Annotated in this window: 22 protein-coding genes; 7 read left to right on the top strand and 15 right to left on the bottom strand. The window is 66.8% G+C overall.

The window, feature by feature from the left end; translation table 11 throughout:
- Positions 1 to 289: 289 nt before the first annotated feature.
- The 12 genes from fabZ to rpsB all read right to left on the bottom strand — a co-directional run bounded on the left by fabZ (position 290) and on the right by rpsB (position 12,326).
- Positions 290 to 784 carry a 3-hydroxyacyl-ACP dehydratase FabZ gene (fabZ, locus tag CAP40_RS12770; protein WP_256924170.1) on the bottom strand — a complete coding sequence of 165 codons (495 nt, stop codon included), beginning with the start codon at positions 782 to 784 and terminating at the stop codon, positions 290 to 292.
- Positions 781 to 1,539, bottom strand: a complete 759-nt coding sequence (locus CAP40_RS12775; RefSeq protein WP_256924171.1) for an OmpH family outer membrane protein — start codon at positions 1,537 to 1,539, stop codon at positions 781 to 783. Before CAP40_RS12775 ends, fabZ begins: the two co-directional genes overlap by 4 nt.
- A complete protein-coding gene (gene bamA, locus CAP40_RS12780) occupies positions 1,539 to 4,307 on the bottom strand; it encodes an outer membrane protein assembly factor BamA (protein ID WP_179188147.1) in 2,769 nt (922 codons plus the stop codon). Before bamA ends, CAP40_RS12775 begins: the two co-directional genes overlap by 1 nt.
- A gap of 69 nt (positions 4,308 to 4,376) precedes the next feature.
- Complete coding sequence (gene rseP / locus CAP40_RS12785) at positions 4,377 to 5,510, bottom strand: RIP metalloprotease RseP (protein ID WP_086129882.1); 1,134 nt, start codon at positions 5,508 to 5,510, stop codon at positions 4,377 to 4,379.
- Positions 5,507 to 6,667 (bottom strand): 1-deoxy-D-xylulose-5-phosphate reductoisomerase, encoded by a 1,161-nt coding sequence (gene dxr / locus CAP40_RS12790; RefSeq protein WP_086129883.1) that lies wholly within the window; start codon positions 6,665 to 6,667, stop codon positions 5,507 to 5,509. Before dxr ends, rseP begins: the two co-directional genes overlap by 4 nt.
- Positions 6,664 to 7,443: a phosphatidate cytidylyltransferase gene (locus CAP40_RS12795; RefSeq protein ID WP_086129884.1), complete on the bottom strand. Its 780-nt coding sequence runs from the start codon at positions 7,441 to 7,443 to the stop codon at positions 6,664 to 6,666. The genes dxr and CAP40_RS12795 overlap by 4 nt, the downstream gene beginning before the upstream one ends.
- Positions 7,440 to 8,171: an isoprenyl transferase gene (locus tag CAP40_RS12800; RefSeq protein ID WP_086129885.1), complete on the bottom strand. Its 732-nt coding sequence runs from the start codon at positions 8,169 to 8,171 to the stop codon at positions 7,440 to 7,442. The genes CAP40_RS12795 and CAP40_RS12800 overlap by 4 nt, the downstream gene beginning before the upstream one ends.
- 157 nt (positions 8,172 to 8,328) lie before the next feature.
- Positions 8,329 to 8,886 carry a ribosome recycling factor gene (frr, locus tag CAP40_RS12805; protein ID WP_086129886.1) on the bottom strand — a complete coding sequence of 186 codons (558 nt, stop codon included), beginning with the start codon at positions 8,884 to 8,886 and terminating at the stop codon, positions 8,329 to 8,331.
- 16 nt (positions 8,887 to 8,902) lie between these two features.
- Complete coding sequence (pyrH, locus tag CAP40_RS12810) at positions 8,903 to 9,634, bottom strand: UMP kinase (protein ID WP_086129887.1); 732 nt, start codon at positions 9,632 to 9,634, stop codon at positions 8,903 to 8,905.
- Between the two features lie 151 nt (positions 9,635 to 9,785).
- Entirely contained in the window at positions 9,786 to 10,286 is a 501-nt protein-coding gene (locus CAP40_RS12815) for a hypothetical protein (protein ID WP_086129888.1), read from the bottom strand.
- 90 nt (positions 10,287 to 10,376) lie between these two features.
- On the bottom strand, positions 10,377 to 11,303 hold the full coding sequence (tsf, locus tag CAP40_RS12820) for a translation elongation factor Ts (protein ID WP_086129889.1): 927 nt from the start codon (positions 11,301 to 11,303) through the stop codon (positions 10,377 to 10,379).
- Positions 11,304 to 11,528: 225 nt separating this feature from the next.
- Positions 11,529 to 12,326 (bottom strand): 30S ribosomal protein S2, encoded by a 798-nt coding sequence (rpsB, locus tag CAP40_RS12825; protein WP_086129890.1) that lies wholly within the window; start codon positions 12,324 to 12,326, stop codon positions 11,529 to 11,531.
- 314 nt (positions 12,327 to 12,640) lie between these two features.
- Here rpsB and CAP40_RS12830 point away from each other — a divergent pair, with 314 nt between their 5' ends.
- On the top strand, positions 12,641 to 12,859 hold the full coding sequence (locus CAP40_RS12830) for a hypothetical protein (RefSeq protein WP_086129891.1): 219 nt from the start codon (positions 12,641 to 12,643) through the stop codon (positions 12,857 to 12,859).
- Here CAP40_RS12830 and CAP40_RS12835 read toward each other — a convergent pair.
- Together CAP40_RS12835 and CAP40_RS12840 are read right to left on the bottom strand one after the other, a co-directional pair.
- Positions 12,795 to 13,586, bottom strand: coding sequence for a phosphatidylcholine/phosphatidylserine synthase (locus CAP40_RS12835; RefSeq protein ID WP_086129892.1), 792 nt, complete (start codon positions 13,584 to 13,586; stop codon positions 12,795 to 12,797). The two genes, CAP40_RS12830 and CAP40_RS12835, sit on opposite strands and share 65 nt — an antisense overlap.
- Positions 13,587 to 13,633: 47 nt before the next feature.
- Entirely contained in the window at positions 13,634 to 14,362 is a 729-nt protein-coding gene (locus tag CAP40_RS12840; protein WP_086129893.1) for a phosphatidylserine decarboxylase, read from the bottom strand.
- 107 nt (positions 14,363 to 14,469) lie between these two features.
- Between CAP40_RS12840 and CAP40_RS12845 the strand changes: the two genes are divergently transcribed.
- From CAP40_RS12845 to CAP40_RS12855, 3 genes are all read left to right on the top strand, one after another.
- Positions 14,470 to 15,852 carry a cytochrome P450 gene (locus CAP40_RS12845; RefSeq protein ID WP_086129894.1) on the top strand — a complete coding sequence of 461 codons (1,383 nt, stop codon included), beginning with the start codon at positions 14,470 to 14,472 and terminating at the stop codon, positions 15,850 to 15,852.
- Between the two features lie 122 nt (positions 15,853 to 15,974).
- A complete protein-coding gene (locus CAP40_RS12850; protein WP_086129895.1) occupies positions 15,975 to 16,592 on the top strand; it encodes a class I SAM-dependent methyltransferase in 618 nt (205 codons plus the stop codon).
- 80 nt (positions 16,593 to 16,672) lie between these two features.
- Positions 16,673 to 17,893: an NADP-dependent isocitrate dehydrogenase gene (locus CAP40_RS12855; protein WP_086129896.1), complete on the top strand. Its 1,221-nt coding sequence runs from the start codon at positions 16,673 to 16,675 to the stop codon at positions 17,891 to 17,893.
- A 73-nt stretch (positions 17,894 to 17,966) separates the two neighbouring features.
- Here CAP40_RS12855 and CAP40_RS12860 read toward each other — a convergent pair whose 3' ends face one another.
- On the bottom strand, positions 17,967 to 19,553 hold the full coding sequence (locus CAP40_RS12860; RefSeq protein ID WP_144034347.1) for a hypothetical protein: 1,587 nt from the start codon (positions 19,551 to 19,553) through the stop codon (positions 17,967 to 17,969).
- 551 nt (positions 19,554 to 20,104) lie between these two features.
- Between CAP40_RS12860 and CAP40_RS12865 the strand changes: the two genes are divergently transcribed.
- The 3 genes from CAP40_RS12865 (at position 20,105) to CAP40_RS12875 (ending at position 23,006) form a co-directional block, all read left to right on the top strand.
- Positions 20,105 to 21,904 (top strand): cation:proton antiporter, encoded by a 1,800-nt coding sequence (locus tag CAP40_RS12865; protein WP_086129898.1) that lies wholly within the window; start codon positions 20,105 to 20,107, stop codon positions 21,902 to 21,904.
- 74 nt (positions 21,905 to 21,978) lie between these two features.
- A complete protein-coding gene (locus CAP40_RS12870; protein ID WP_086129899.1) occupies positions 21,979 to 22,491 on the top strand; it encodes a hypothetical protein in 513 nt (170 codons plus the stop codon).
- 2 nt (positions 22,492 to 22,493) lie between these two features.
- Entirely contained in the window at positions 22,494 to 23,006 is a 513-nt protein-coding gene (locus CAP40_RS12875) for a hypothetical protein (RefSeq protein ID WP_086129900.1), read from the top strand.
- The last annotated feature ends 6 nt before the right edge of the window (positions 23,007 to 23,012 follow it).

Here is a 23,012-nt window from a genome sequence, read left to right on the forward strand (position 1 = left end):
CAGCGCGGGATGCAACTTGGTGCCGAATTGCGGCCGCTTCCGCGCAAATTCGATTTTCACGCGAAGGCGCAAAGGCACGAAGAAGAAGGTTTTAGGTTCGCGCAGAGGCGCAGAGAGCGCCAAGGGGTTTCGCGCGCGATGCGCGATCACCCTCATTCTCCGGCGATTGAGGAAGGCCGCTATCGCGGCACACGCGAAATCGACTTCTCCGTGCTCTCTGCGCCTCTGCGCGAACGGAATCTTCGTGCCTTTGCGCCTTCGCGTGAAAATCAACAGGCGCGCCCATGGCTCACGCCGCGGGCGGATCCGCGATCATCGCGGTGAACTCGCATTCGGTGGCGACTTCGCCGTCGAGCAGCGCGCGGCCGGCGAACTTGCAGACCCGCGAACGCTTCTGGACGAACTCGACTTCGAGGCGAAGCAGGCAGCCGGGCTCGACCGGCTTGCGGAACTTCACCCCGTCGATCGACATGAAATAGACGAGCTTGCCCGAACCGGCGAGGCCGAGGCTCTCCACCGCCAGCACGCCCGCCGCCTGCGCCAGCGCCTCCACCTGGAGGACGCCGGGCATGATCGGCCTTCCCGGGAAATGCCCCTGGAAGAATTCCTCGTTCATGCTGACCGCCTTGATCGCGACGATTCGCTGGTCGGGGACCAGCTCCTCGACGCGATCGACGAGCAGCATCGGGTAGCGATGCGGCAGCGCCGCCATCACCCGCTGAATGTTCAGCGGGCCCCCGGACTTCTCCGGAGCGGCGGCGGCTGCCGAAACGTCCTCGCTCACCGCGGCTCGGCGGGCTTGTTGCCGGCCGGCTTGGCACCTGCGGGCGCGGCCGGCGCCGGCGCGGCACCCGCACCGCGCTGCTGCTGCTGCGCCGCTGCCTGGTAGGCGCGGATCTGCTCGATCTGGGCCAGCTGCTGCTGCATCGCCAGCGTCTCGCGCGCCGGCTGCCAATCGGCCGGCGCCTGGATGCTCACCGTCGGCACCGACTTGTCGAGCTCGGCGGTGATCGCGTCGCTGATATCGGCCGAATCGGGGGCGTACATGAAGACTTCCGGCGAGAGCACGACGCTGATCTTGCGCGCGGTGACGACGCGCAGCTGGGCGGGCTCATACTGGCGCAGGATCGATTCGATCGCGAACAGCTCGGCGCGGGCGGCCGGGTTGCTCAGCTTCTGGACGTCGGTGTTCGCCGCGTTCTGGATCGCCGCGATCTTGTCGAGCACCGGATTCTTGGCGGCCTGGGCAGCCTTGAGCTCGGCGTCGTCGACCTTCTTGTCCTTGTTGGTGTCGAGCTGCGCGAGAAGCGGCTCGGCTTCCTTCTGCGCGGCCTGACGACGGGCATTGATCTGGTCGAACGCCGCCTTGTAGGTCGTCTGGATCTGCTGCTGGGCGGCGGTGAACGCCTTGCTGGCGTCGATGACGCGAACCGGGCTGGCGGTGGCGATGCCGTTGACCTGTGCGTGCGCGGGAGCCGCGACGACAAGCGCGGCGGGCGCCGCGAGCAGCGCGGCGAGAATGCGCTTCTTGGTAATCATCAGAATTGAGTCCCTACGTTGAAGGTTACAAGCTTGGTGTCGTCGCCCTTGGCGTGGAGCAACGTCTTGGCCACATCGATACGCAGCGGGCCGAAGGGCGAATTCCAGTTCACGCCGAAGCCGATCGACAGGCGCGGCGAAGCGGTGTCGCCGACATAGCGCTCGAAGAAGGGCGCGATCGGCTGGTTGGCGATGGCGTTGATCGAGGTACCGACGCACGGCGCGGTCGCGCTCGCCGAATAACCGACCTTGCAGGTGGTATAGAAGCCCGAATTGGTCGGGTCGGACGCACTCACGATGTAGAGCTGGTTGCCCGCCGAATCCTTGATGAAATTATCCTTGGGCAGCAGCGTTGGCGAACCGTCCTTGTTGTACAGCAGGTTGCCGTTGGTGTCCTTCGCCTGGGCGAACTCGATCGTCTTGCCCGGGCGGGTGATGTTGAACAGGCTGCCCGCCATGATGAAGATCGACGGGCGCAGGCCCATCTCGGCCGCGCCGGCGCCCAGCGGGATCTCCAGCTCGGCCTTGGTGAGGTAATAGGCCTTGCCGCCGATCGCGTCGTCGACGATCTGGTCGCGGTCGGTCACCAGCAGCTGGGTCCCCATGGTCGGGTCGCCGGTATAGTTGATGCGCTGGACGCGCGGGCCGACGCCGCGGATGTCGAAGCCGCGGAACTGCGGCTCGCCCAGATAGAACCGGTCGGTGATGCGCACCGGATCGATGCCCGGGCCGCTCGCCTTCTCCAGGCTGTGGATCAGGCCGCCCTCGACCGAAACCGAGGCGATGAAGCCACTGCCGACATTCCAATATTTGTCGGCATCCAGGCGCGCGCGCAGATAGCGCACGTCGCCGGCCAGGCCGGCGAAGTCGCCGCTGAGCGACAGGCGCTGGCCGCGCGACGGGCGGATGCGGCTGTTCAGGCTGTCATAGGTCAGCGTCAGGCCGACCAGCGACGTGATGCGGTTGCCCACCGCCTCGCAATAATAGCGGCCGGCCTTGAGCGGATCGCAGACACCGTTGGTGTAGAAGCTCGCCTTGTCGAGCGTCACATTGTCCTGGGCCAGATAATAGCGGCCCGACAGCGTCCAATATTCGGTCAGCGGTACGCCGGCCACGATCTGGAAGCCGGTCGAGACCTGGCTGTAGGTCGTCGAGCGGTCCGAACCGATATAGTTGAACGCGTTATAGTCGCGGCGGAAGATCGTGCCGCCCAGCGCGATGTTCTTGTCGAACAGATAGGGCTCGGTGAACCCCAGTTCCACCGACTTGGAATAAGTCGAATAGTCGACCGAGGCGGACACCGTCTGGCCCATGCCGCGGAAGTTGCGCTGGCGGATCGAGGCCTGGAGGATGAACTGCTCGAGGCTCGAGAAGCCGGCCGACAGCGTCAGCTCGCCATTGGCACGCTCTTCCACATTGGCCTTGAGCACGATGCGATCCGGCGCCGAGCCCTCGACACGCTCGATCTCGAACTTGTCCTGGAAATAGCCGAGCGAGTTGATGCGGTCCTGCGAGCGCTTGACCAGGAAGGTATTGAAGGCGTCGCCCTCGGCCACGCGGAATTCGCGGCGGATCACCTTGTCCTGGGTCTGGCGGTTGCCGGTGATGTCGATGCGCTCGATATAGGTGCGATTGGCTTCCGCGATGTGGAAGTTCATCGCCATGGTCAGCGTGTCCTTGTCACGCTGGAACTCGGGGCGCACATCGGCAAAGGCATAGCCCGCAATGCCGGCGGTCTCGCTCAGCTGCTCAACCGTGTCTTCCACGGCCTTGGCGTTGTACCAGTCGCCTTCCTTGATGCTCAGCGCGGCGGCGAGCTTCTTGTCGTCGAAGTCGCGGATCGCGCTGTCGACGCTCACCGGGCCGAACTTGTAGCGCGGGCCTTCCTCCACCACGTAAGTGATGATGAAGTCCTTCTTGTCCGGCGTCAGCTCGGCCACGGCCGAGATCACGCGGAAATCGGCATAGCCGTTGGTCAGGTAGAATTGGCGGAGCTTCTGCTGGTCATAGGCCAGGCGATCCTGGTCGTAGCTCGTGTTCGAGCTCATCAGGTGCGTGAGGCTCGCCACCTTGGTCGCCATCTCGCCGCGCAGCTTGCCGTCGGAGAACACGGTATTGCCGATGATGTTGATCTGGCGGACCTTGGACTTGGGCCCTTCATGGACTTCGAAGATCACGTCGACGCGATTCTGGTCGAGGCTGACCATCTTCGGCTCGACCACGGCGGCGAACCGGCCCTGGCGGCGATAGAGCTCGATGATGCGCGCCACGTCGGCGCGCACGGCCGTGCGGGTGAAGATCTGGCGCGGCGCCAGCTTCACTTCCTTCTTGATCTTGTCTTCCTTGAGCCGCTTGTTGCCCTCGTAGATCACGCGGTTGATCACCGGGTTCTCCCGGATGCGGATCACCAGGTCGCCGGTCTCGACGCCTTCGATCGTCACATCGGCGAGCAGCTCGGACGCGAGCAGGTCCTTGATCGCCTGGTCGATCGTCTCGTTGGTATAGGCGTCGCCCACGCGCAGGCGGGTGTAGCTCATCACCGTCTCGGACTCGATGCGCTGCGAGCCCTGGACGCGGATCGACTTGATCGTGCGCGTCACCGGGGCGGGAACAGCGGGAGCCGGAGCGGCCTGCGCTGCCGGGGGCGTGGCGGCCGGAGCCGTCTGGGGCGCAGTCTGTGCGGCCGCCATGCCCGAGAGCATCGTGCCCGCGAGGAGGGTCGCCGTGGCGCGCGCGCCGATTTTCGTTGCCTTGATCGCAGTCACCATCCCACCCCAGTCGGAATCAAAATACCCGGCCGTCAGCCACGCGGCTTGCACCGCCCTGCACGAACCACATCAGCCGATCAACCCGGCCAGACTTCTCCACACGCCGAACGCGCCGAGATCGTTGAACGTAACGAACAGCATGAGCGCGAGAATTGCGACCAAACCGCCACGATAGGCCCATTCCATCACCTGCGGCTCCACCGGGCGGCGGCGAACGGCTTCCACTGCGTAGAACAGAAGATGGCCGCCATCCAGCACCGGGACTGGCAACAGGTTGATGAATCCCAGATTAATCGAAATCAGCGCGATCAGATACACCAGTTCGAGCGGTCCCATCGCGAGACTCTGGCCCGAAACCTGGGCGATCTTCAGCGGCCCGCCCAGTTCGCTCACGGGAATGCGGCCGAGAATGATGCGCTTCAGCCCTTCCACCGTGGTGCGCACGATGTCGATGGTCTGCGTCAGTCCCACCACCGGCGCTTCCCAGAGCGCCACCGGCTGCATCACCGGCCTGACGCCGTAGAAGCCGAGCACGCCGCGCGTGGAGATGTTGCCGAAGCGATCCTTTTCCTTGAGCGTGCCGATCGTGGCGGCGACGCTGCGCTCCTGCCCGCCCCGCTCGAAGGCGATCGTCACGGTCTCGCCGGCACGCAGCGCGGTGAAGAGCTGGAGATCACGGAAATCGTCGATCCGCCGCCCGTCGAGCGTGGTGATCCGGTCGCCCGCCTGCAGCCCCGCATGCGCCGCGGCCCCGGCCGGATCGACCTGGCCGACCACGGGCGGCGTGACATTCTGTCCGAACGCGACCGCGAAGGCGCCCAGAATCGCGATCGCGACGAGGAAGTTCATGATGGGCCCGGCGGCGACGATGATCGCGCGTTGCCAAAGCGGCTTGGCCTGGAAGGTCTGCGCGCGCTGCTGCGCCGGCAGCGAAAGCCATTCGGGCGAAGGCTGGCTGGCCGGGTTCATGTCGCCCGCGAAGCGAACATAGCCGCCCAGGGGCAGCCAGCCGAACTTCCACCGGGTTCCGCGCCGGTCGGTGAAGCCCGCCACCTCGCGGCCGAAGCCGATCGAGAACTCCTCGGCCTTCACGCCGAACCAGCGGCCGGCAAGGTAATGGCCCAGCTCGTGCAGGAACACGAGCGGCCCCAGCACCAGCATGAATGCGAATATGGTGACCAGGATGCCGGGATTTTGAATCAAGCGACGCCGTCCTTCACACGCTCGCCCGCGATCCGCCTAGCCTCGGCGTCGATTGCCCAAACGGCTTCGAGGCTTTCCGGAGCGACCGGGTCATAGCGATCAAGCGTATCGGCAGAGATTGCGGCAATTTCAAGAAAGTTGAGACGGCCCGCAAGGAAGGCCGCAACCGCCACTTCATTGGCGGCATTCAGGATCGCCGGGCGGGCGCCCCCCGCCTCCAGCGCCTCGCGCGCCAGCCGCAATGCCGGGAAGCGCACCGGATCGGGCGCCGCGAAGTCCAGCCTTGCCATTGCCACAAAGTCGAGCGGCGGCATCGGCGTTGCCATCCGGTCGGGCCAGGCGAGCGTGTGCGCGATCGGCACGCGCATGTCCGACGGACCCATCTGCGCGAGCACCGAACCATCGACATATTCCACCATCGAGTGGATAACCGACTGGCGATGCACGAGAATCTCCAGCGCCTCGTTCGCCACGGGAAAGAGCCGCGCCGCCTCGATCAGCTCGAGCCCCTTGTTCATCATCGTCGCCGAATCGACCGAGATCTTGGCGCCCATCGACCAGTTGGGATGCGCGCAGGCCTGGGCCGGTGTCACGCCGCGCATCGCCGCGACGTCCCAATCGCGGAACGGGCCGCCGCTCGCGGTCAGGATGATCCGCCTGACCCGCTCCGGCCGGGCGAAATCGAAGCATTGGTAGATGGCATTATGCTCCGAATCGGCGGGCAGGATCGTGGCGCCGTGGCGCCGTGCCGCCGCGGTCACCAGGTCGCCGGCCGAGACCAGGGGCTCCTTGTTGGCGAGCACCACCGTGCCGCCGCCCTCGATCGCCGCCATCGCGGACCCCAGGCCCGCGAGCCCGACGATCGCCGCCATCGTCCAGTCGGCGCCCATCCGGGCCGCCTCGCAGACCGCCCGCGGGCCACCCGCGGCGGCGATCCCCGTCCCTGCCAGCCGAGCGCGGAGCGCCGGCAGGCAGCTTTCGTCGGCAACCACCGCATGGCGCGCGCCGGTGCGGATCGCGGCGGCGGCAAGCTTTTCGACATCGCAATTGGCGGTGAGCGCAACCACTTCGAATCGCTCGGGTTCGCGCTCGATCAGGTCGAGCGTCGAGCCGCCCACCGATCCGGTGGCGCCCAGGATCGTGACGCTGCGCCTCATCGGACCAGCCAGAGCACCAGCAAGGCCGCCACCGGCGCAGTCGCGACCAGCCCGTCCAGCCGATCGAGCATGCCGCCATGGCCGGGCAGCAGATTGCCCGAATCCTTCACGCCTGCCACGCGCTTCAAATGGCTCTCGAACAAGTCGCCGAGCTGCGCGAGCACCGCGAGCAACGGCGTCGCCCAGGCGAGCGCGGCCGGCAAGTCGCACAGCCAGACCAGCACGAAGGCGAAAAGCGTCGCGCCCGCGATCCCGCCCAGGAACCCGGCCCAGGTCTTGTTCGGGCTGATCGCCGGGGCGAGCCTGGGCCCGCCGATGGCGCGGCCGGCGAAATAGGCGGCGCTGTCGCACGCCCAGACCAGCGCCATCGCCCAGAAGGTCAGCAGCAGGCCATGCCCGGGCTGCTCGCGGAGAAGCACCAATGCGAGGATCGGCAGACCGACATAGAAGGCGCCGAATGCCAGTTGCGCGCGCTTCGTGACGATCATGAGGAAGAAGAAAGCGCCGATGATCAGCCCCAGCGCCAGGAAACCCGGCCCGGCCGCCAGGTCCGGCGCCATCGCGGCGAGCGGCACCGACACCGCATATTGGGCGAGCCGCTTGCCCCGAAAGTTCGCGCCCGCGAGCAGCGCCCATTCGCCCATCATCAACACGCCGGCGACGCTGACCACCAGCCAGAAGCCCAGCCCGCCCGCATAGAGCGCGGCGAAGGCCAGGCCGATCAGCACGAAGGCGACGCCCAGCCGGGTGGCGAGCTCGGAACCGGTCCTGCTCACAAGCCCCCGAAACGCCGCTGGCGCCGGCCATATTGCGCGAGCGCCCCGGCCAGTGCGTCCTCGTCGAAATCCGGCCAGAGCGTGTCGACGAACAGGAACTCGGCATAGGCCGCCTGCCAGAGCAGGAAGTTCGACAGGCGCTGCTCGCCGGAGGTGCGGATCAGCAGGTCGAGCGGCGGCAGGTCGCCGGTATCGAGCGCCGCTTCGAACGCCTTCTCGTCGATGTCCGCGGGATCGATCTCGCCTGCCTTCGCCTTCTCGGCAAGCGTCCGCGCCGCTTCGGCCAGCTCGGCCTGGGCGCCATAGTTGAGCGCGATCACCAGCGTCGGCCCCGGATTGCCAGCGGTGCGCGCGATCGCCCCGTCGATCATCGCGACCAGATCGGGCGACAGCTTTCGCCACGCGCCGATCACGCGGAGTTTCACGCCCTCGGAGACCAACTCGTCCAGCTCGCTCGCCAGGAAGTGGCGAAGCAGGCCCATCAGGTCACGGACCTCCTCTTCCGGCCGCCGCCAATTCTCCGAGGAGAAGGCGTAGAGCGTCAGCACCTCGATGCCGAGCTTGCGCGCGGCGCGGCTGATGCGCCGCACGGCCTCGACACCCTGTTTGTGCCCGGCGATGCGCGGCAGCAGGCGCTTCTTCGCCCAGCGCCCGTTGCCGTCCATGATGATGGCGACATGGCGCGGCGGCGCGGTGCCTTCCGACGCGGGAACCGGCTTGGCGGCCATCGTGCGAACCACCACCGTCACCCCCGCGAAAGCGGCGGGCCATCTCTCCGGCGGGCCTGTCACACAACGGCTGTTGTGCGACGCGGCGCCGACAGGAGATGGGTCCCCGCTTTCGCGAGAGTGACGGGAAAAGACGGGGAAGAGGCGGAATCCAGGCTCACTTGCCCAGGATTTCCTTTTCCTTGGCGCTCGCCGCCGCGTCGATGTCGGCGATGGTGCTGTCGGTCAGCTTCTGCACCTCGGTCTCGTGGCGCTTGCGGTCATCCTCGCCGAACAGCCCCTTCTTCTCGTCGGCCTTCAGGCTGTCATTGCCATCGCGGCGCACGTTGCGCACCGCGATGCGGGCCTTTTCGGCATATTGGCTGGCGAGCTTGGCGAGTTCCTTGCGCCGCTCCTCGGTCAGATCCGGGATCGGCAGGCGCAGCGTCTGGCCGTCGACGATCGGGTTGAGGCCGAGGCCCGCCGAGCGGATCGCCTTGTCCACCGGGCCGACATTGGTCTTGTCCCATACCTGCACCGAGAGCAGGCGCGGCTCGGGCGCCGAGACAGTGGCCACCTGGTTGATCGGCATGTGTGCGCCATAGACCTCGACCGTCACCGGATCGAGCAGCGTCGCGCTCGCGCGGCCGGTGCGCAGGCCCGCCAGGTCATGCTTCAGCGACTCCACCGCGCCGTGCATGCGGCGCTCGAGGTCGGCCTTGTCGTATGCGGCCATTATCGGCTCCTCTTATCTATGCGAATTGGGGTTCGTTCTGAACGATCGTCGACGTGCCTTCACCGCGCAGCACGCGGGTGAGGTTGCCGGCATCGCGAATGTTGAACACGACGATCGGAATGTCGTTGTCGCGGCACAGCGCGACCGCGGAGGCGTCCATCACCTTCAGATTGTCTGCGAGGACCCGGTCGTAGCTCAGCGTATCGTAACGCTTTGCCGTCTTCACCTTCTTGGGGTCCGCGTCATAGACGCCGTCCACCGAAGTGCCCTTGAACAGCGCGTCGCACTGCATCTCGGCCGCGCGCAGCGCCGCGGTGGTATCGGTGGTGAAGAAGGGCAGTCCGGTGCCCGCGGCGAACAGGACCACGCGGCCCTTCTCCATGTGCCGCTCGGCACGGCGGCGGATATAGGGCTCGCAGACCGAAGCCATCGGGATGGCCGACTGGACGCGGGTATCCACGCCGATCTTCTCGAGCGCGTTCTGCATCGCCAGCGCATTCATCACCGTGGCGAGCATGCCCATGTAATCGGCGGAAGCGCGGTCGAAGCCCTGGGCCGCGCCGGCGAGCCCGCGAAAGATGTTGCCGCCGCCGACGACCATGCAGATCTCGAGGCCACTCTCCTTGGCATCCTTCACTTCGAGCGCCACGCGCTCGCAGGTGTCCGGATCGATGCCGAACTGTCCCTGCCCCATCAGGACCTCGCCCGAGAGTTTGAGGAGGATGCGTTTGAATCGGGGAGCGGTCATCGGAGCCTTTGGTTACGACGGATACTGGGAGCGGCGCGGACCCTAGAGGAGCGCCCCCTATATGCCAAGCCGGAGTTGCGTGGATTTAGCGTGCAGAACCGGGCCGGGGTGACGGCCATGCGAGGCCGAGGTGCCTGCTGGTCGATCGATCCTATGGCCTCGACGGATTCAACCGGTCCCGGCAGGTGATCATGCCGCCGCGCCCGTCCGCCACGCGCCGGATCCGGACGAGCGGCCCACCATCCATGCCCGGGGCGAGAAAGACCACCAGGCATATCCCCTCGCGTGCCAGCGCGCGCATCGCCACCTGCATCTCGCGCTTGCCCGCCCCTTCCGCCAGACGCACCGGCAGATACAGGCCGACATCGTCCGGGCCCCAGGGGCTCAGGTGCGGCCGCACCAGCCCGATGGCGGAAGCATGGACCTTGCCGTCGGCGATCCATTTGCCGGTCGCCGCATCGAACAACGGCAACTTCGCGAATGCCTCCGGCTCGTCCGACGAGGCCGGACGGGCCGAGGCGTTGGTGATCTCGATCTCGGCATCGGGAACCTCCGCCCCGCGCGGCGCCAGGAACCACCAGCCATAGCCGCACAGGATCAGCGCGATCCCTCCGATCAGCACGATCCGCGTCCTGGTTCCGAACCCCCGCATCCCGGCGAAGCTGCACGATGCGGGCCCCGAACGCAAACGGGCGCGGCACCCCGGGGATGCCGCGCCCGCGCATTCAGGTCCGGGAAGACCTTACTTGGTGAGGCCCGCCGTCGCGGCCACTTCGGCGGCGAAGTCGCTCTCTTCCTTCTCGATGCCCTCGCCGAGCTGGAAGCGGACATAGTCCTTGAGCACGATCGACGAACCCGCGTCCTTGCCGGCCTTGGCGATCACGTCCGCGATCGGGGTCTTGCCGTCCATGACGAACAGCTGGCTGAGCAGCGCGTTCTCCTTGGCGAACTTCTTCACCGCGCCTTCGACCATCTTGTCGATGATGTCGGCCGGCTTGCCGCTCTCGGCCGCCTTCTCCTTGGCGATCGCGCGCTCGCGCTCCAGCGTCTCCTGGTCCAGGCCGCTCTCGTCGAGCGCCAGCGGGAAGGCCGCCGCGATGTGCATCGCGACCTGCTTGCCCAGCGGCTCGAGCACGTCGACGCCGGCATCGCTCTCGAGCGCGACGAGCACGCCGATCTTGCCCAGGCCCGGGGCCGCGGCGTTGTGGACGTACGGAATCACCGCGCCCTGCGACACCTGCACCAGCTTGGCGCGGCGCAGGACCTGGTTCTCGCCGATCGTCGAGATGTTGTTGGTCAGCACTTCCTCGACGGTGCCGGCCGGCAGCGGCGCCGCCTTGATCACCTCGATATCGTCGCCCAGCTCGAGCGCGACCGACGTCACGTCGCGCACGAAGGTCTGGAAGATCTCGTTCTTGGCGACGAAATCGGTCTGCGAATTGACTTCGACGGCCACGCCCTTGGTGCCGGCGACCGCAACGCCGACCAGACCCTCGGCCGCAGTGCGGCTCGACTTCTTGGCGGCGGCGGCCAGGCCCTTGGAGCGCAGCCAGTCGCTGGCGGCCTCGAGGTCGCCATTGGTCTCGGTCAGCGCCTTCTTGCAGTCCATCATGCCGGCGCCGCTCTTCTCGCGGAGCTCCTTCACGGCAGCAGCAGTGATCTCGGCCATGTCTCTTTCCTCTTGGTTGCGGCGGGCGCTTGCCCCGCCGGTATGTCAAAACCCCGTTCGTCCCGAGCGTGTCGAAGGGCCGTCTCGCTTGCCGCTCCGGAAAGAAGGGCGGGGCTTCGACAACCCCGGACCTGATCCGGAGGCGAACGGGGGATAAGGCGTCGTTCCGAACTGACCGGGCGCCTAGTGCGCGCCTATGTCAGTTCGGAGACAATCACTTGCAAGTCAGGCGTCGATCTGGCGCTCGCCTTCGACGGCCTGCTCCGAAGCCTCGGTCAGGGCCGGCTCGACCGGCGCCTCTTCCTGGGCGCCCAGGTCGACGCCGAAGCTCGCCTGGCGGTCCTGGTTGCCGCGGGTCGCCGCGATGGCGATCGCCTCGCAGTACAGGCGGATGGCGCGCGAGGCGTCGTCGTTCGCCGGAACCGGGAACGCGATGCCGTCGGGCGAGACGTTCGAATCGAGGATCGCCACGACCGGGATGCCGAGCGTGTTGGCTTCCTTGATCGCCAGCTCTTCCTTGTTCGCGTCGATCACGAACATCACGTCGGGCAGGCCGCCCATGTCGCGGATGCCGCCGAGCGAGAGCTCGAGCTTGTCGCGCTCGCGGGTGAGCTGCAGCACTTCCTTCTTGGTCAGGCCGTGCGTGTCGCCGGAAAGCTGCTCCTCGAGCGTCTTGAGGCGCTTGATCGACTGCGAGATGGTCTTCCAGTTGGTGAGCATGCCGCCCAGCCAGCGATGGTTGACGAAGTGCTGGTTCGCGCGGCGCGCGGCCTCGGCGATCGGCTCCTGCGCCTGGCGCTTGGTGCCGACGAAGAGGACCTTGCCGCCGGCGGCGACGGTGGAGTTCACGAACTCGAGCGCGCGCGCGAAGAGCGGCACGGTCTGCGAGAGGTCGATGATGTGGACGCCGTTGCGCTCGCCGAAGATGTAGGGCTTCATCTTCGGGTTCCAGCGGTGGGTCTGGTGACCGAAGTGCGCGCCCGACTCGAGCAGCTGCTGCAGGGTGACGACGGGTGCCGCCATAGGGATAACTCCTTCCGGTTGTGCCTCTGGGAAGCGAGTGATCGCGAAGCGCGACACCGGCTTATGATGCTTCCCATGCGGGTTGAGAGCGGCGCGCTTACTCGAAAGCGAGCGGCGGCGCAAGTATCGAGATGGGCGGATTGCCTGGCGGGGCTCCGCTCCGGCGAGCCGGAACATGCGGGGAACAACCGCTTGACAACGGAACGTTAGCGGAACATAAAGGGTTCACAACGCAGACAGGGAACGTCAGCGGGCGCCAAGGGATTGGAATCGCAGGATTCTTGCCAGGTAGGGCGCGTTTTGGGAGCCAAGTGATGACTGCACTGCTTGCCGTTCTGCTGTTCGCCGCTGCCTTCGCCGTCGCCGGCTGGACGATCTTCTCGTCGATCGCGGCCGCCCTTCCCCGCATGCGGGAACTGACCGGCCGCACTCTCGCGGCGCCGCTGCCCGAACCGGCACAGGCCCGCGTTACCGTTCGCTATCCGGCTCCGGCGCGCCGCCCCGCGGCGTTCCCGCTGCGCGCAGCTGCCTGATCCGGCGATAGCTGCGCACGCTGAGCGGGATCGACACGAGGTACAGGATCGCGATCGCCGCAAGCGTCGGCCAGGGCGTGGCCACCAGTGCCGCGACCAGCACCACCAGCACGGCGATCGCCTCGAAGCGGATGCGCTGCTTCAGCCGGACGTGCGGCGCGAAGGTGGCGACGCTGGAGATCATCAGCACCGCGACGAACGCGCTCCACGGCGCGACCACGATCGGCGAGCGCAGGTGCGGCTCGTCGGTGAACAGCCACAGATAGAGCGGCAGCAGCGCGAGCACGGCGGCCGCGGGCGCGGGTACGCCGGTGAGGAAGCCGGCGGACTTGTGCGGCTGCTCCTCGGCATCGATCTGGGCGTTGAACCGGGCGAGGCGCAGCGCACAGAACAGCGCATGGACGAGTGCGATCATCCAGCCGAACCGGCCGAGCGCCTGCAACGACCACAGGTACAGGATCAGCGCCGGCGCCACGCCGAACGAGATCGCGTCCGACAGGCTGTCCAGCTCGGCGCCGAACCGGCTCTCGCCGCGCACCATCCGGGCGATCTTGCCGTCCACGCCGTCGAGCAGCCCGGCGATGAGCACCATCAGGACCGCCAATTCCCATTTCCCGTCGATCGCGAACCGTATCGCGGTCAGGCCCGAGCACAGTGCGAGCGCGGTGATGGCGTTGGGCGCGATGGCACGCAGCGGTATCCCGCGCACCGGGCGCATCCGCCGCATGCGTCGCATTCGGCGCGGACGCAACACGCGCTCCTCGCGCCGGTCGCTCACTGCGAGATGCCGCTGACGGCGGCGGCTCCCTTCCTGGCGATGATCGTCTCGCCCGCGATCGTCCGCTGGCCGAGCGTGACCTGCGCGACATAGTCCGCGGGCAGGAACACGTCGACACGGCTGCCGAAGCGGATCAGGCCGACGCGCTGGCCGGCGACGACCATGTCACCCGGCTTGGTGAAGCTCACGATCCGCCGTGCGACCAGGCCGGCGATCTGGGTGAAGCCGATGCGCAGGCCGTGCTTGTCCTCGACGATGAAGTGCTGGCGCTCATTCTCCTCGCTCGCCTTGTCGAGATCGGCGTTGAGGAAGCGGCCCGAGATATAGATCACGTGCCGGATCGTGCCGGTGATCGGCGTACGGTTCACATGGACGTCGAACACGCTCATGAAGATCGAGACGCGCACCATCGGTGCGTCGCCCAGCGCCTGGGGACCGCGCAGTTCGGGGGGCAGCTCCACCGGCTGGATCATCGTCACCAGTCCATCGGCGGGCGCCACCAGCATCCCCTCTCCCTGCGGCGTCACACGGATCGGATCGCGGAAGAACGCCGCGACGCCGAAGGCGAGGAACACCAGCGGCCAGGTGATGAAATCGAAGATGAACAGGCTCGCCAGGGCGATCGCGGCGGCGATGGCCACATATTTGCGCCCCTCGGGGTGGATGTCCGGGAAACGCCACTTCACCGTCGAGGTCCCCAGCGGGGGCTTGTCCATAGATGCCATTGGAAGCCTCTAGCCCCGTGTCGCGGCCAACACAACGCGGGCGAGCGCCTCTTTCCGGCCAGGTTTTTGGGGCGTAGGGAACGCCGCATCGTCATCGGGGGACTGCGATGCTGGCGGACGGCGCGATTCGGGACCTTGCCGAAACCGGGGGCGGCGGTGCCGCCTTGCTCCATCCGCCCCGTCCCGAGCCGTTCGCGAGCATCCTGCCCTGGCGGATCCTGCCCGCCGCCATGCGCAATCCGATCGCCGCCTGGCCGCGCGCCTTGTTCGAGGGAACGAGCTGGCGCCCGCCCTTCCCCGGCGCGCCCGTGTTCCTCACCGATCCCGCGGCGGTTCGCGCCGCGATGGTCGAGCATGCCGAGGATTTCCGCCATGGCGATCTGTGGCGCCGAGTGATGCACCCGGCCTGGGGCGAGGGGCTGGTCGCCGTCGAAGGCGCCGAGTGGCGCTGGCAGCGCCGCGCCGCGGCACCCGCGTTCCGCGCCGCGCAGATGGCCGCGCTCGCCCCGCGCATGCGCGCCGCCGCCGAGGCCGCCCTCGCACGCTGGCGCGCCGCCGCCCAGCCGCTCGACATCGCCGCCGAAACCGGCCGGATCGCCTTCGACGTGATCCTCGACACCGTCCTTTCGGGCGGCGAGGATTTCGAGCGGACCGAGACGGAAGCGCGCGTCGGCGCCTTTCTCGACCAGCTCGAATATCGGCGGCTCAGCTATCTCTTCCTCCCGGACCGCGCCCATCGCGGCAAGTTGAACAAGCCCGCGCCCGAAGCCACGCTGCTCCGCGCCGATGTCGATCGGATGATCGCCCGCCGCCGAGCCGCCCGGCCGCGCGGCGACCTGGTCGACCTGCTGCTCGATGCGACCGATCCGGAGACCGGCCGCCCGATGGACGACGGGCTGCTGCGCGACAACCTGCTCGGCTTCATCCTCGCCGGCCACGAGACCAGCGCCGTCACACTGGGCTGGGCGCTCTGGCTCGCCGCCGCACACGCGCCCACGGCCGAGCGCCTGCGCGCCGAGGTCGAGACGGTCACCGGCGGCGCCCCGGTCGAACCCCGCCATCTGGAAGGCCTGGCCTTCACGCGCCAGGTGATCCAGGAAACCCTGCGCCTCTATCCTCCCGGCTATCAGCTCACCCGCGTCTGCGCGCGCGATACCGAGATCGACGGCCGCCGGATCCGCGCCGGAACGCGCATCCTGATCGCCGTCTATGCGCTCCACCGCCACCGCCGCCATTGGCGCGACCCCGACGCCTTCGACCCCGATCGCTTCGGCCCCGGCATGCCCGTGCCCGACCGGCATCTCTACATGCCCTTCGGCGCCGGCCCGCGCGTCTGCCTGGGCGCTGCCTTTGCGATGACCGAGCTGGTGGTCACGCTCGCCACGCTCGTCCGTGCCGCGCGTTTCACGCCCTTGTCGGCGCCCTTCCCGATCGCCGGCGCCAGCATCCGGCCGGGCGGCGGACTGCCGATGCACGTAGAATTCGCCTGAGCGCCGCGGGATTTACCCACAGCGCAACTGCCCGGATGCGGCGAAATGCAACCGTGCCGCTTGCATGTTCGTTCGAATTGCCCAAATGCCGCGACTGTCCCCGAATTGTAATAAGGTCGCTCATGCCCGCTTCCACCGCTGCCAAGGCCCGTACCCGTAGCCGCCGCGCGCCCGGCACGCCGTCGCCCTGGGGCATGTTCTTCCGCGCTTTCCTGAAGCGCCCGGTGATGGTCGGCGCCGTCGCGCCCTCGTCGCGCTTCACGATCAACAAGATGCTCGCGCCCGTCGACTGGGAGAACACGAAGCTGTTCGTCGAGTACGGCCCCGGCGTCGGCACCTTCACCCGGCCGATCCTCGAGCGGCTCGCGCCGGATGCGAAGCTGATCGTGATCGACACCAACCCGGATTTCATCCGCTACCTGAAGCAGAGCATCACGGATCCGCGCCTGATCGCGGTGCTGGGCTCGGCCGCGGACGTGAAGCAGATCATCGGCGACCACGGCTTCGAGCATGCCGACTATATCGCCTCGGGCCTGCCCTTCTCCACCCTGCCGCCGGGCGTGGGCGACGCGATCGCCAGGGCCACCCGCGAAGTGATCCGCAAGGGCGGCGCCTTCCTGGTCTATCAGTACAACCCGCGCGTGAAGAACTTCCTCACCCCGCACTGGTCGCACATCGATCACGCGATGGAGTGGATCAACATCCCGCCCGCGCAGCTCTGGTGGGCCTGGAACGACTGACACCGGGAGCGGGGGCGCTTGATCCCCCCGCTCCATGCTCCTAGACGCTCGCCAAACCCCCTTAAAAGGACAAGCGAGCAATGGCGAAGATCAAGGTTGCAACGCCCGTCGTGGAGATCGACGGCGACGAAATGACGCGGATCATCTGGCAGTGGATCCGCGAGCGCCTGATCCTCCCCTATCTCGACGTCGAGCTGAAGTACTACGACCTCTCGATCGAGAATCGCGACGCGACCGACGACCAGGTCACCATCGATTCGGCCAAGGCGATCCAGCAGTACGGCGTCGGCGTGAAGTGCGCCACGATCACGCCGGACGAGGCCCGCGTCGAGGAGTTCAGCCTCAAGAAGATGTGGAAGTCGCCGAACGGCACGATCCGCAACATCCTGGGCGGCGTCGTGTTCCGCGAGCCGATCGTGATCAGGAACGTCCCCAGGCTCGTCCCGGGCTGGACCGACCCGATCGTCGTCGGCCGCCACGCTTTCGGCGACCAGTATCGCGCAACCGATTTCCGCGTGCCCGGCGCCGGCAAGCTCACGATGAAGTGGGTCGGCACCAATGGCGACGAGCTCGAATATGAAGTGTTCGACTTCCCCGCCGCCGGCGTCGCCATGGGCATGTATAATCTCGACGAGTCGATCCGCGACTTCGCCAAGGCGAGCATGAACTATGCGCTCGATCGCGGCTGGCCGCTGTACCTCTCGACCAAGAACACGATCCTCAAGGCCTATGACGGCCGCTTCAAGGACCTGTTCCAGGAAACGTTCGACGCCGAGTTCGCACAGAAGTTCAAGGATGCCGGCATCGTCTACGAGCACCGCCTGATCGACGACATGGTCGCCTCGGCGCTGAAATGGTCGGGCAAGTTCGTCTGGGCCTGCAAGAATTATGACGGCGACGTCCAGTCGGACACGGTGGCCCAGGGCTTCGGCTCGCTCGGCCTGATGACCTCGGTGCTGATGTCGCCGGACGGCAAGACGATCGAGGCGGAAGCGGCGCACGGCACCGTCACGCGCCACTATCGCATGCACCAGCAGGGCAAGGCGACCTCGACCAACCCGATCGCGTCGATCTTCGCCTGGACCCAGGGCCTGTCGTTCCGCGGCAAGTTCGACAACACGCCGGACGTCACCAAGTTCGCCGAGACGCTCGAGCAGGTCTGCATCGAGACCGTGGAGAGCGGCAAGATGACCAAGGACCTCGCCATCCTGATCGGCCCGGACCAGCCCTGGATGACCACCGAGCAGTTCTTCGAGGCGATCCGCGAAAACCTCGAAGCCAAGATGGCCGCCTGGGCCTGAGACCCGGCGCCCTTCTGGACTGAACGGAAAGGCACCCCGGCCCCTTGCCGGGGTGCCTTCTGGTTTCCGGCGCTCAGCGATGCTCGTCGAGGAAGGTCGCCGCGGTCACTCTCACGCCGGCGCCCCGCGCGGCGATATCGAAATACTGGCGGCTGGCTTCCTGTGATTTCTGCAGGTCCTTGCTGAAGCTTTCCGCACCCAGCTTCATCCCCTCGGCCATCGCATCGGCCACCTGGCGCTCATCGGCCTCGCCGCCCTTTTCGCCCAGCGTATAGGCGAATTCGAGCATCTTGCGGGTCGCGCCGCCCAGCACATAGGCTTCGAACGCCTCCCAACTCGGTGTCACCAGCTCCTGCGTGGGATCGGGAACAAGCCTGACGTCCTTCGGCAATACCTGCCGCCATTCCGGGAAGTGCGGCAGGATCCAGGAATAGAGCGTGCAGAGCGACGCGCGCCGCCCGATGGCATCCCGGGCATAGCTGCCCAGTTCCCATAGCGGCAGCTTGGGGTTCAATTGCTCGGCGAGCGGATAGCGGATGACGATGCCCCAGGTCGCGCGCTTGAACATGCAGTTCTGCTTCGCCGGCGCGGCCAGCCACTTGGCGACGTTGAGGAAATACTCCTTGATACGCCCATAGGCCTCACGCCCCTGCGGGGTATATTCGAAGCCGAACGCCTTGGGGTCGTCATCGGGCACCGGATCGATCGGATCGCCGGTGCGCGGCCGGCCGATCAGGTTGACGTCCATCCAATGATGCCAGGTCGAATCAACCACGACGCGGCCGACATTCGCCTCATGCCCGTCATAGGCGCCCACCGCGCCGAACTCCTTGGCGTTGGCCGCCCCCTTGTTGCGGTCGGTGCCCGGCTGGCCACCCAGCCCGTTGGTGTGATCGCCCTGCACCCGCGCCCAGGCGATGATCTGGGGCATTTCACGATGCCCGTTCACCTCGGGATATTCGGGCTTGTTGACGTAGCTGCCGAAGCCGAAAGTTGCGGTGGCGTTGGTTGGCTCGATCACTTCGCCTTCGTGCGGATGGTCGGGCAGCACGTCGATCACGCCCTTCTTCCCGCACAGGACCGGATGCGGCGCCCAGCGGCGCTGGAAGGCCGAAGTCGGCCAAAGCGGATAGCGGCGCACCCGCACCTTCATCGGAATATCGTCCGATTCGTCGTTGAAATTGTAGAAATTGTCGTGCCCCTTGATCAGCGTGTCATGCCGGTTGGGACCGGTGGCGTTCGGCGGGCTTTGCGCGGGTGACCATTTGCGCATCGTCGAGACACGCGGGATACGGCCACACAAGGAAGCGCCCAGATCGGCATGGTCGCCCACCGCGAACACGCCGCCCCGCTTCTCATCCATCCACCGCGCGACGATCGCCAGTTCCGCATCGCTCAGTCGCTGGCTGTCGTTCACATTCTGCCGCGCGCCGAAGAACCAGATCTGGTCATAATCATCGATGTTGAAATCGGCGTCGGTGAAACGGAAATTATTCCTGTCTGCTGCGCCCAGCGGATCTGTCTGGCGGTGCATCTTGGTCAGGTCGTAGCGCACCCACCAGTCCGGGCTGTGTTCCAGCAGGTCGCACAGCGCGGAAAGGCTGAAATAAAGCCTGCCATAGGTAACGTTGACGAACCCGCCATTCGTTCCGTCGGCCACCATCAATATCTTTATCCGGCAAGGCGCCAGGAAGGGCGATATGACCAGATCACCGCGATCGATGGCATCGAACCGCAAGCGATTGAGGCTTCGTAGATCCGCCCTATGCGCGAGAATGGATTCTATATTCATGTCGTTTCTCCTCGTCCGTAAGACAGCAAGAAAACGACCCATCGACTGCCTGTGCAGTTCTATTTACCACGCAGAAAATAGTGAATCGGATATACCTTGCACTATACACCTCAACAACTGGACAAAGTTCCAATCCGGATACAGTTCATTCGATATTTAATTTATGATTTCCCCGAATAATATTTACTGCAACGCCAGTAAGATCAGCCCCCATCTTCGCATGCCGCATCTCGCGTCGCCGTTTCCGGGCCGGTTATTTTTTCACCACCCTTGCAATGCGCGACTTCCCATGCTGCCCTTATCCGCATGGCCAGAATCCCCCAGAATCCCTGCACGCTCTCGAAATCGGAACCCTGCCCTCCCGCCTCATCCGACCTTCCGAACGCGAACTTCGTGAAGTCAGGGGGAGCGCCCGCCCTATGCTGAACCTCGGCAACAGCGGCCTCAGCGATACGCTGGTGATCCTCGGCGCCGCCGGACTGGTGATCCCGGCCTTTGCGCGCTTCAGGATCAGCCCCGTGATCGGGTTCATCCTGGTCGGCGCGCTGGTCGGCCCGTTCGGCCTGGGCAGCCTGGTGCCGACCAATCCCTGGCTCTACCACATCACCATTTCCGACGCGCATGCGATCGAGCCGTTCGCCGAGTTCGGGATCATCCTGCTGCTGTTCTCGATCGGCCTCGAGCTGTCGTTCAAGCGGCTATGGTCTATGCGCACGCTCGTCTTCGGCGTCGGCGCCACCGAGCTGCTCGGCGCCGGGCTGATCCTCGCCGCCGTCCTCTATCTCACCGGGCTCAGCACCGGCGGCGCGATCGGGCTCGGCCTGGCGCTGGCGCTGTCCTCCACCGCGATCGTGCTGCCCATCGCCGGCACCACCAGCGCGGTCGGCCGCTCCGCCTTTGCGATGCTGCTGTTCGAGGATCTCGCGCTCGTCCCGATCATCTTCCTGCTGGGCGCGCTCGCCCCCGCCGCGGGCGGTGAGGCCGGCTGGATCAAGCTCGCCGTGACGCTCGGCTTCGGCCTGGCCACGGTCGCGGTCCTGTTCGTCGGCGGGCGCATGCTGCTGCCGCGCATGTTCGCCCAGGCGGCGCGCACCAAGAGCCCCGAACTGTTCCTTGCCGCCAGCCTGCTCGTGGTGATCGTCGCCAGCCTCGCCACCAGCGCGGCCGGCCTCTCGCCGATCGTCGGTGCGCTGATCGCCGGCCTGCTGATCGCCGAGACCGAATATCATGGCGAAGTCGAAGCGATCACCGCGCCGTTCAAGGGCCTGGCGCTCGGCGTGTTCCTGATCACCGTGGGCATGCGGCTCGATCTCGACTTCATCGTCCACAACTGGGCGCCGCTGCTCGGCGCGTCGCTGCTGGTGATGCTGGTCAAGGCGGCGGTGACGACCGGCCTGCTTCGCCTCTCGGGCGCGCGCGCCGGCACCGCGGCGGAGGCCGGCGTGCTGATGGCCAGCCCTTCCGAGACCACGCTGATCGTGCTCGGCGTGGCCGGCGCGGCCGGGCTGATCAGCCCGAGCACCGCGGCCTTCTGGACCACGGTCACCGCGATCGGCCTCACCGCCACGCCGCTGCTCGCCAAGGCGGGCAGCGCCGTCGCGCAGCTGATCGAGCGCTCGAAGATGGAGGAGGCCCCCGATCCCGCGCTCGAGGAAGTGCAGAACGGCACCGTCATCATCGGCTTCGGCCGGGTCGGCCGGACGGTGGCGGACATGCTGCGCCGCCACAATCTGCCCTATATCGGCGTCGATGCCGATATCGACAACGTCAACGCGGCCCGGCGCGGCGGCTATAATGTGCTGTTCGGCGACGTCACCCGCTCCGAACTGGTCGACAAGCTCAATCTCGGCCATGCCAAGGCGCTGGTGCTCACCATGGACGATCCGGTGCTCACCGTGCGCCTCGCCAAGCGGGTGCGCGGCTGGGTGCCCAACCTGCCGATCATCGCCCGCGCCCGCGATTCCGGCCACGCCGCCGAGCTCTATCGCGCCGGCGCCAGCGAAGCGGTGCCCGAGGCGCTGGAGAGCTCGCTCCAGCTTTCCGAAGTGGTGCTGGTCGATCTCGGCCTCGCCGTGGGGCCGGTAATCGCCTCGATCCACGAGAAGCGGGACGAGATGCGCAAGAAGATCAAGGAAGTCGCCGGCATGGATCGCGAGCCGCGCTTCCGCCGGGTGCGCGTCGACAAGGGCGGCGGCGAGGAGGCGGACGCGCCGGCCTGACGCCGAATTGCGCTTGCCGCCCGCGCCGGCGCAGCGCATTTCAGGCGCCTGTTCCTGCTCGGAGAGTCTCGACGATGTTGCTCAGCCTGCTGCTTCTCGCCCATGCCGCTGCCGGCCAGACCGCCGATCCCGCCGCGCCCGCGCGCGCCGGCCAATATCAGTGCGTGCTGCCCAACCGGGAGAAGAAGACCTGCCTCGGCACCACCAGCTACAAGATCGCCGGCAGCAGCTATGAAGCGACCACCCGCCTGTTCCTTGCCCCCACGCCGCTGATCACGATGGAGCTGCACACCCGCGGCACGGTGACGGACGGCAAGTTCTGCGAGACGGTGAAACTCGCCGATTTCCAGGCGGGCACGGTGCTGGTGAACGGCACGCCGGCCGACGCCGCGACTACGACCGCGGTAAAGAGCCAGCTCACCGCCGTCGTCGCCGCGCTCGACGGCAAGACCACCTGCTCCGCGATCAAGCCCGCCGAGGATGGCCTGCTGCTCAACGAGCTCAGCGTCGATGGCGCCGTCCGCGCCGATCTCAGCCAGAAGTTCGTCTGGGTGAGCGAGAAGGACGGCTACGGCTTGGGAATGTAACGATGATCGCGACAATCTTCCTGCTCGCCGCCGCTGCGCCCATGCCCGGCGCCGACGCGCTCGACCCGGCCCGCGCCGGAAAGATCCGCTGCATCGGCCCGGACACGCGGGCACGCACCTGCGCCACCATGGTCCGCTACACGGTGCACGAGGACGATCGCTTCGAAGCGGTGGTCACCGGCGTCGTCTCCACCGAGCCGATGATCCTGATCGAGTATCAGACGTCGGGCCGGATCGAGGACGGCGCGGTCTGCTCCACCGTCCGCCCGGTCGACTTCAAGTCCGGCAAGCTCAGCAAGGACGGCGCCCCGCTCGCGCCGGCGGTGGAGACCTCGATCCGCGAACGGCTGATGCTCGCGCTCCAGCCCCTTGCCGGCAGGAAGCGCTGCTATCGCGACAAGGTCGATGGTGACGGAATCGTGTCCGACATCGTGATCGACGGGCTTGTCCGCGCCGACATGAACCAGCGTGTCCTGTGGGTCTCGCCCGAGGACGGCTGGGCGCCGGGCATGTGACCGGCA

This window comes from Sphingomonas sp. IBVSS2 (assembly GCF_002127225.1).
GTDB lineage: Bacteria > Pseudomonadota > Alphaproteobacteria > Sphingomonadales > Sphingomonadaceae > Sphingomonas.

Coding starts and splice junctions, on each gene's coding strand:
- CAP40_RS12870 (WP_086129899.1), top strand. CDS start 21,979: ATGTTGCTCAGCCTGCTGCTTCTCGCCCATGCCGCTGCCGGCCAGACC.
- CAP40_RS12800 (WP_086129885.1), bottom strand. CDS start 8,171: ATGGCCGCCAAGCCGGTTCCCGCGTCGGAAGGCACCGCGCCGCCGCGC.
- pyrH (WP_086129887.1), bottom strand. CDS start 9,634: ATGACCGCTCCCCGATTCAAACGCATCCTCCTCAAACTCTCGGGCGAG.
- CAP40_RS12815 (WP_086129888.1), bottom strand. CDS start 10,286: ATGCGGGGGTTCGGAACCAGGACGCGGATCGTGCTGATCGGAGGGATC.
- CAP40_RS12845 (WP_086129894.1), top strand. CDS start 14,470: ATGCTGGCGGACGGCGCGATTCGGGACCTTGCCGAAACCGGGGGCGGC.
- CAP40_RS12840 (WP_086129893.1), bottom strand. CDS start 14,362: ATGGCATCTATGGACAAGCCCCCGCTGGGGACCTCGACGGTGAAGTGG.
- CAP40_RS12830 (WP_086129891.1), top strand. CDS start 12,641: ATGACTGCACTGCTTGCCGTTCTGCTGTTCGCCGCTGCCTTCGCCGTC.
- CAP40_RS12850 (WP_086129895.1), top strand. CDS start 15,975: ATGCCCGCTTCCACCGCTGCCAAGGCCCGTACCCGTAGCCGCCGCGCG.
- frr (WP_086129886.1), bottom strand. CDS start 8,886: ATGGCCGCATACGACAAGGCCGACCTCGAGCGCCGCATGCACGGCGCG.
- dxr (WP_086129883.1), bottom strand. CDS start 6,667: ATGAGGCGCAGCGTCACGATCCTGGGCGCCACCGGATCGGTGGGCGGC.
- tsf (WP_086129889.1), bottom strand. CDS start 11,303: ATGGCCGAGATCACTGCTGCTGCCGTGAAGGAGCTCCGCGAGAAGAGC.
- CAP40_RS12855 (WP_086129896.1), top strand. CDS start 16,673: ATGGCGAAGATCAAGGTTGCAACGCCCGTCGTGGAGATCGACGGCGAC.
- bamA (WP_179188147.1), bottom strand. CDS start 4,307: ATGGTGACTGCGATCAAGGCAACGAAAATCGGCGCGCGCGCCACGGCG.
- CAP40_RS12775 (WP_256924171.1), bottom strand. CDS start 1,539: ATGATTACCAAGAAGCGCATTCTCGCCGCGCTGCTCGCGGCGCCCGCC.
- CAP40_RS12865 (WP_086129898.1), top strand. CDS start 20,105: ATGCTGAACCTCGGCAACAGCGGCCTCAGCGATACGCTGGTGATCCTC.
- CAP40_RS12875 (WP_086129900.1), top strand. CDS start 22,494: ATGATCGCGACAATCTTCCTGCTCGCCGCCGCTGCGCCCATGCCCGGC.
- CAP40_RS12835 (WP_086129892.1), bottom strand. CDS start 13,586: ATGCGGCGGATGCGCCCGGTGCGCGGGATACCGCTGCGTGCCATCGCG.
- rpsB (WP_086129890.1), bottom strand. CDS start 12,326: ATGGCGGCACCCGTCGTCACCCTGCAGCAGCTGCTCGAGTCGGGCGCG.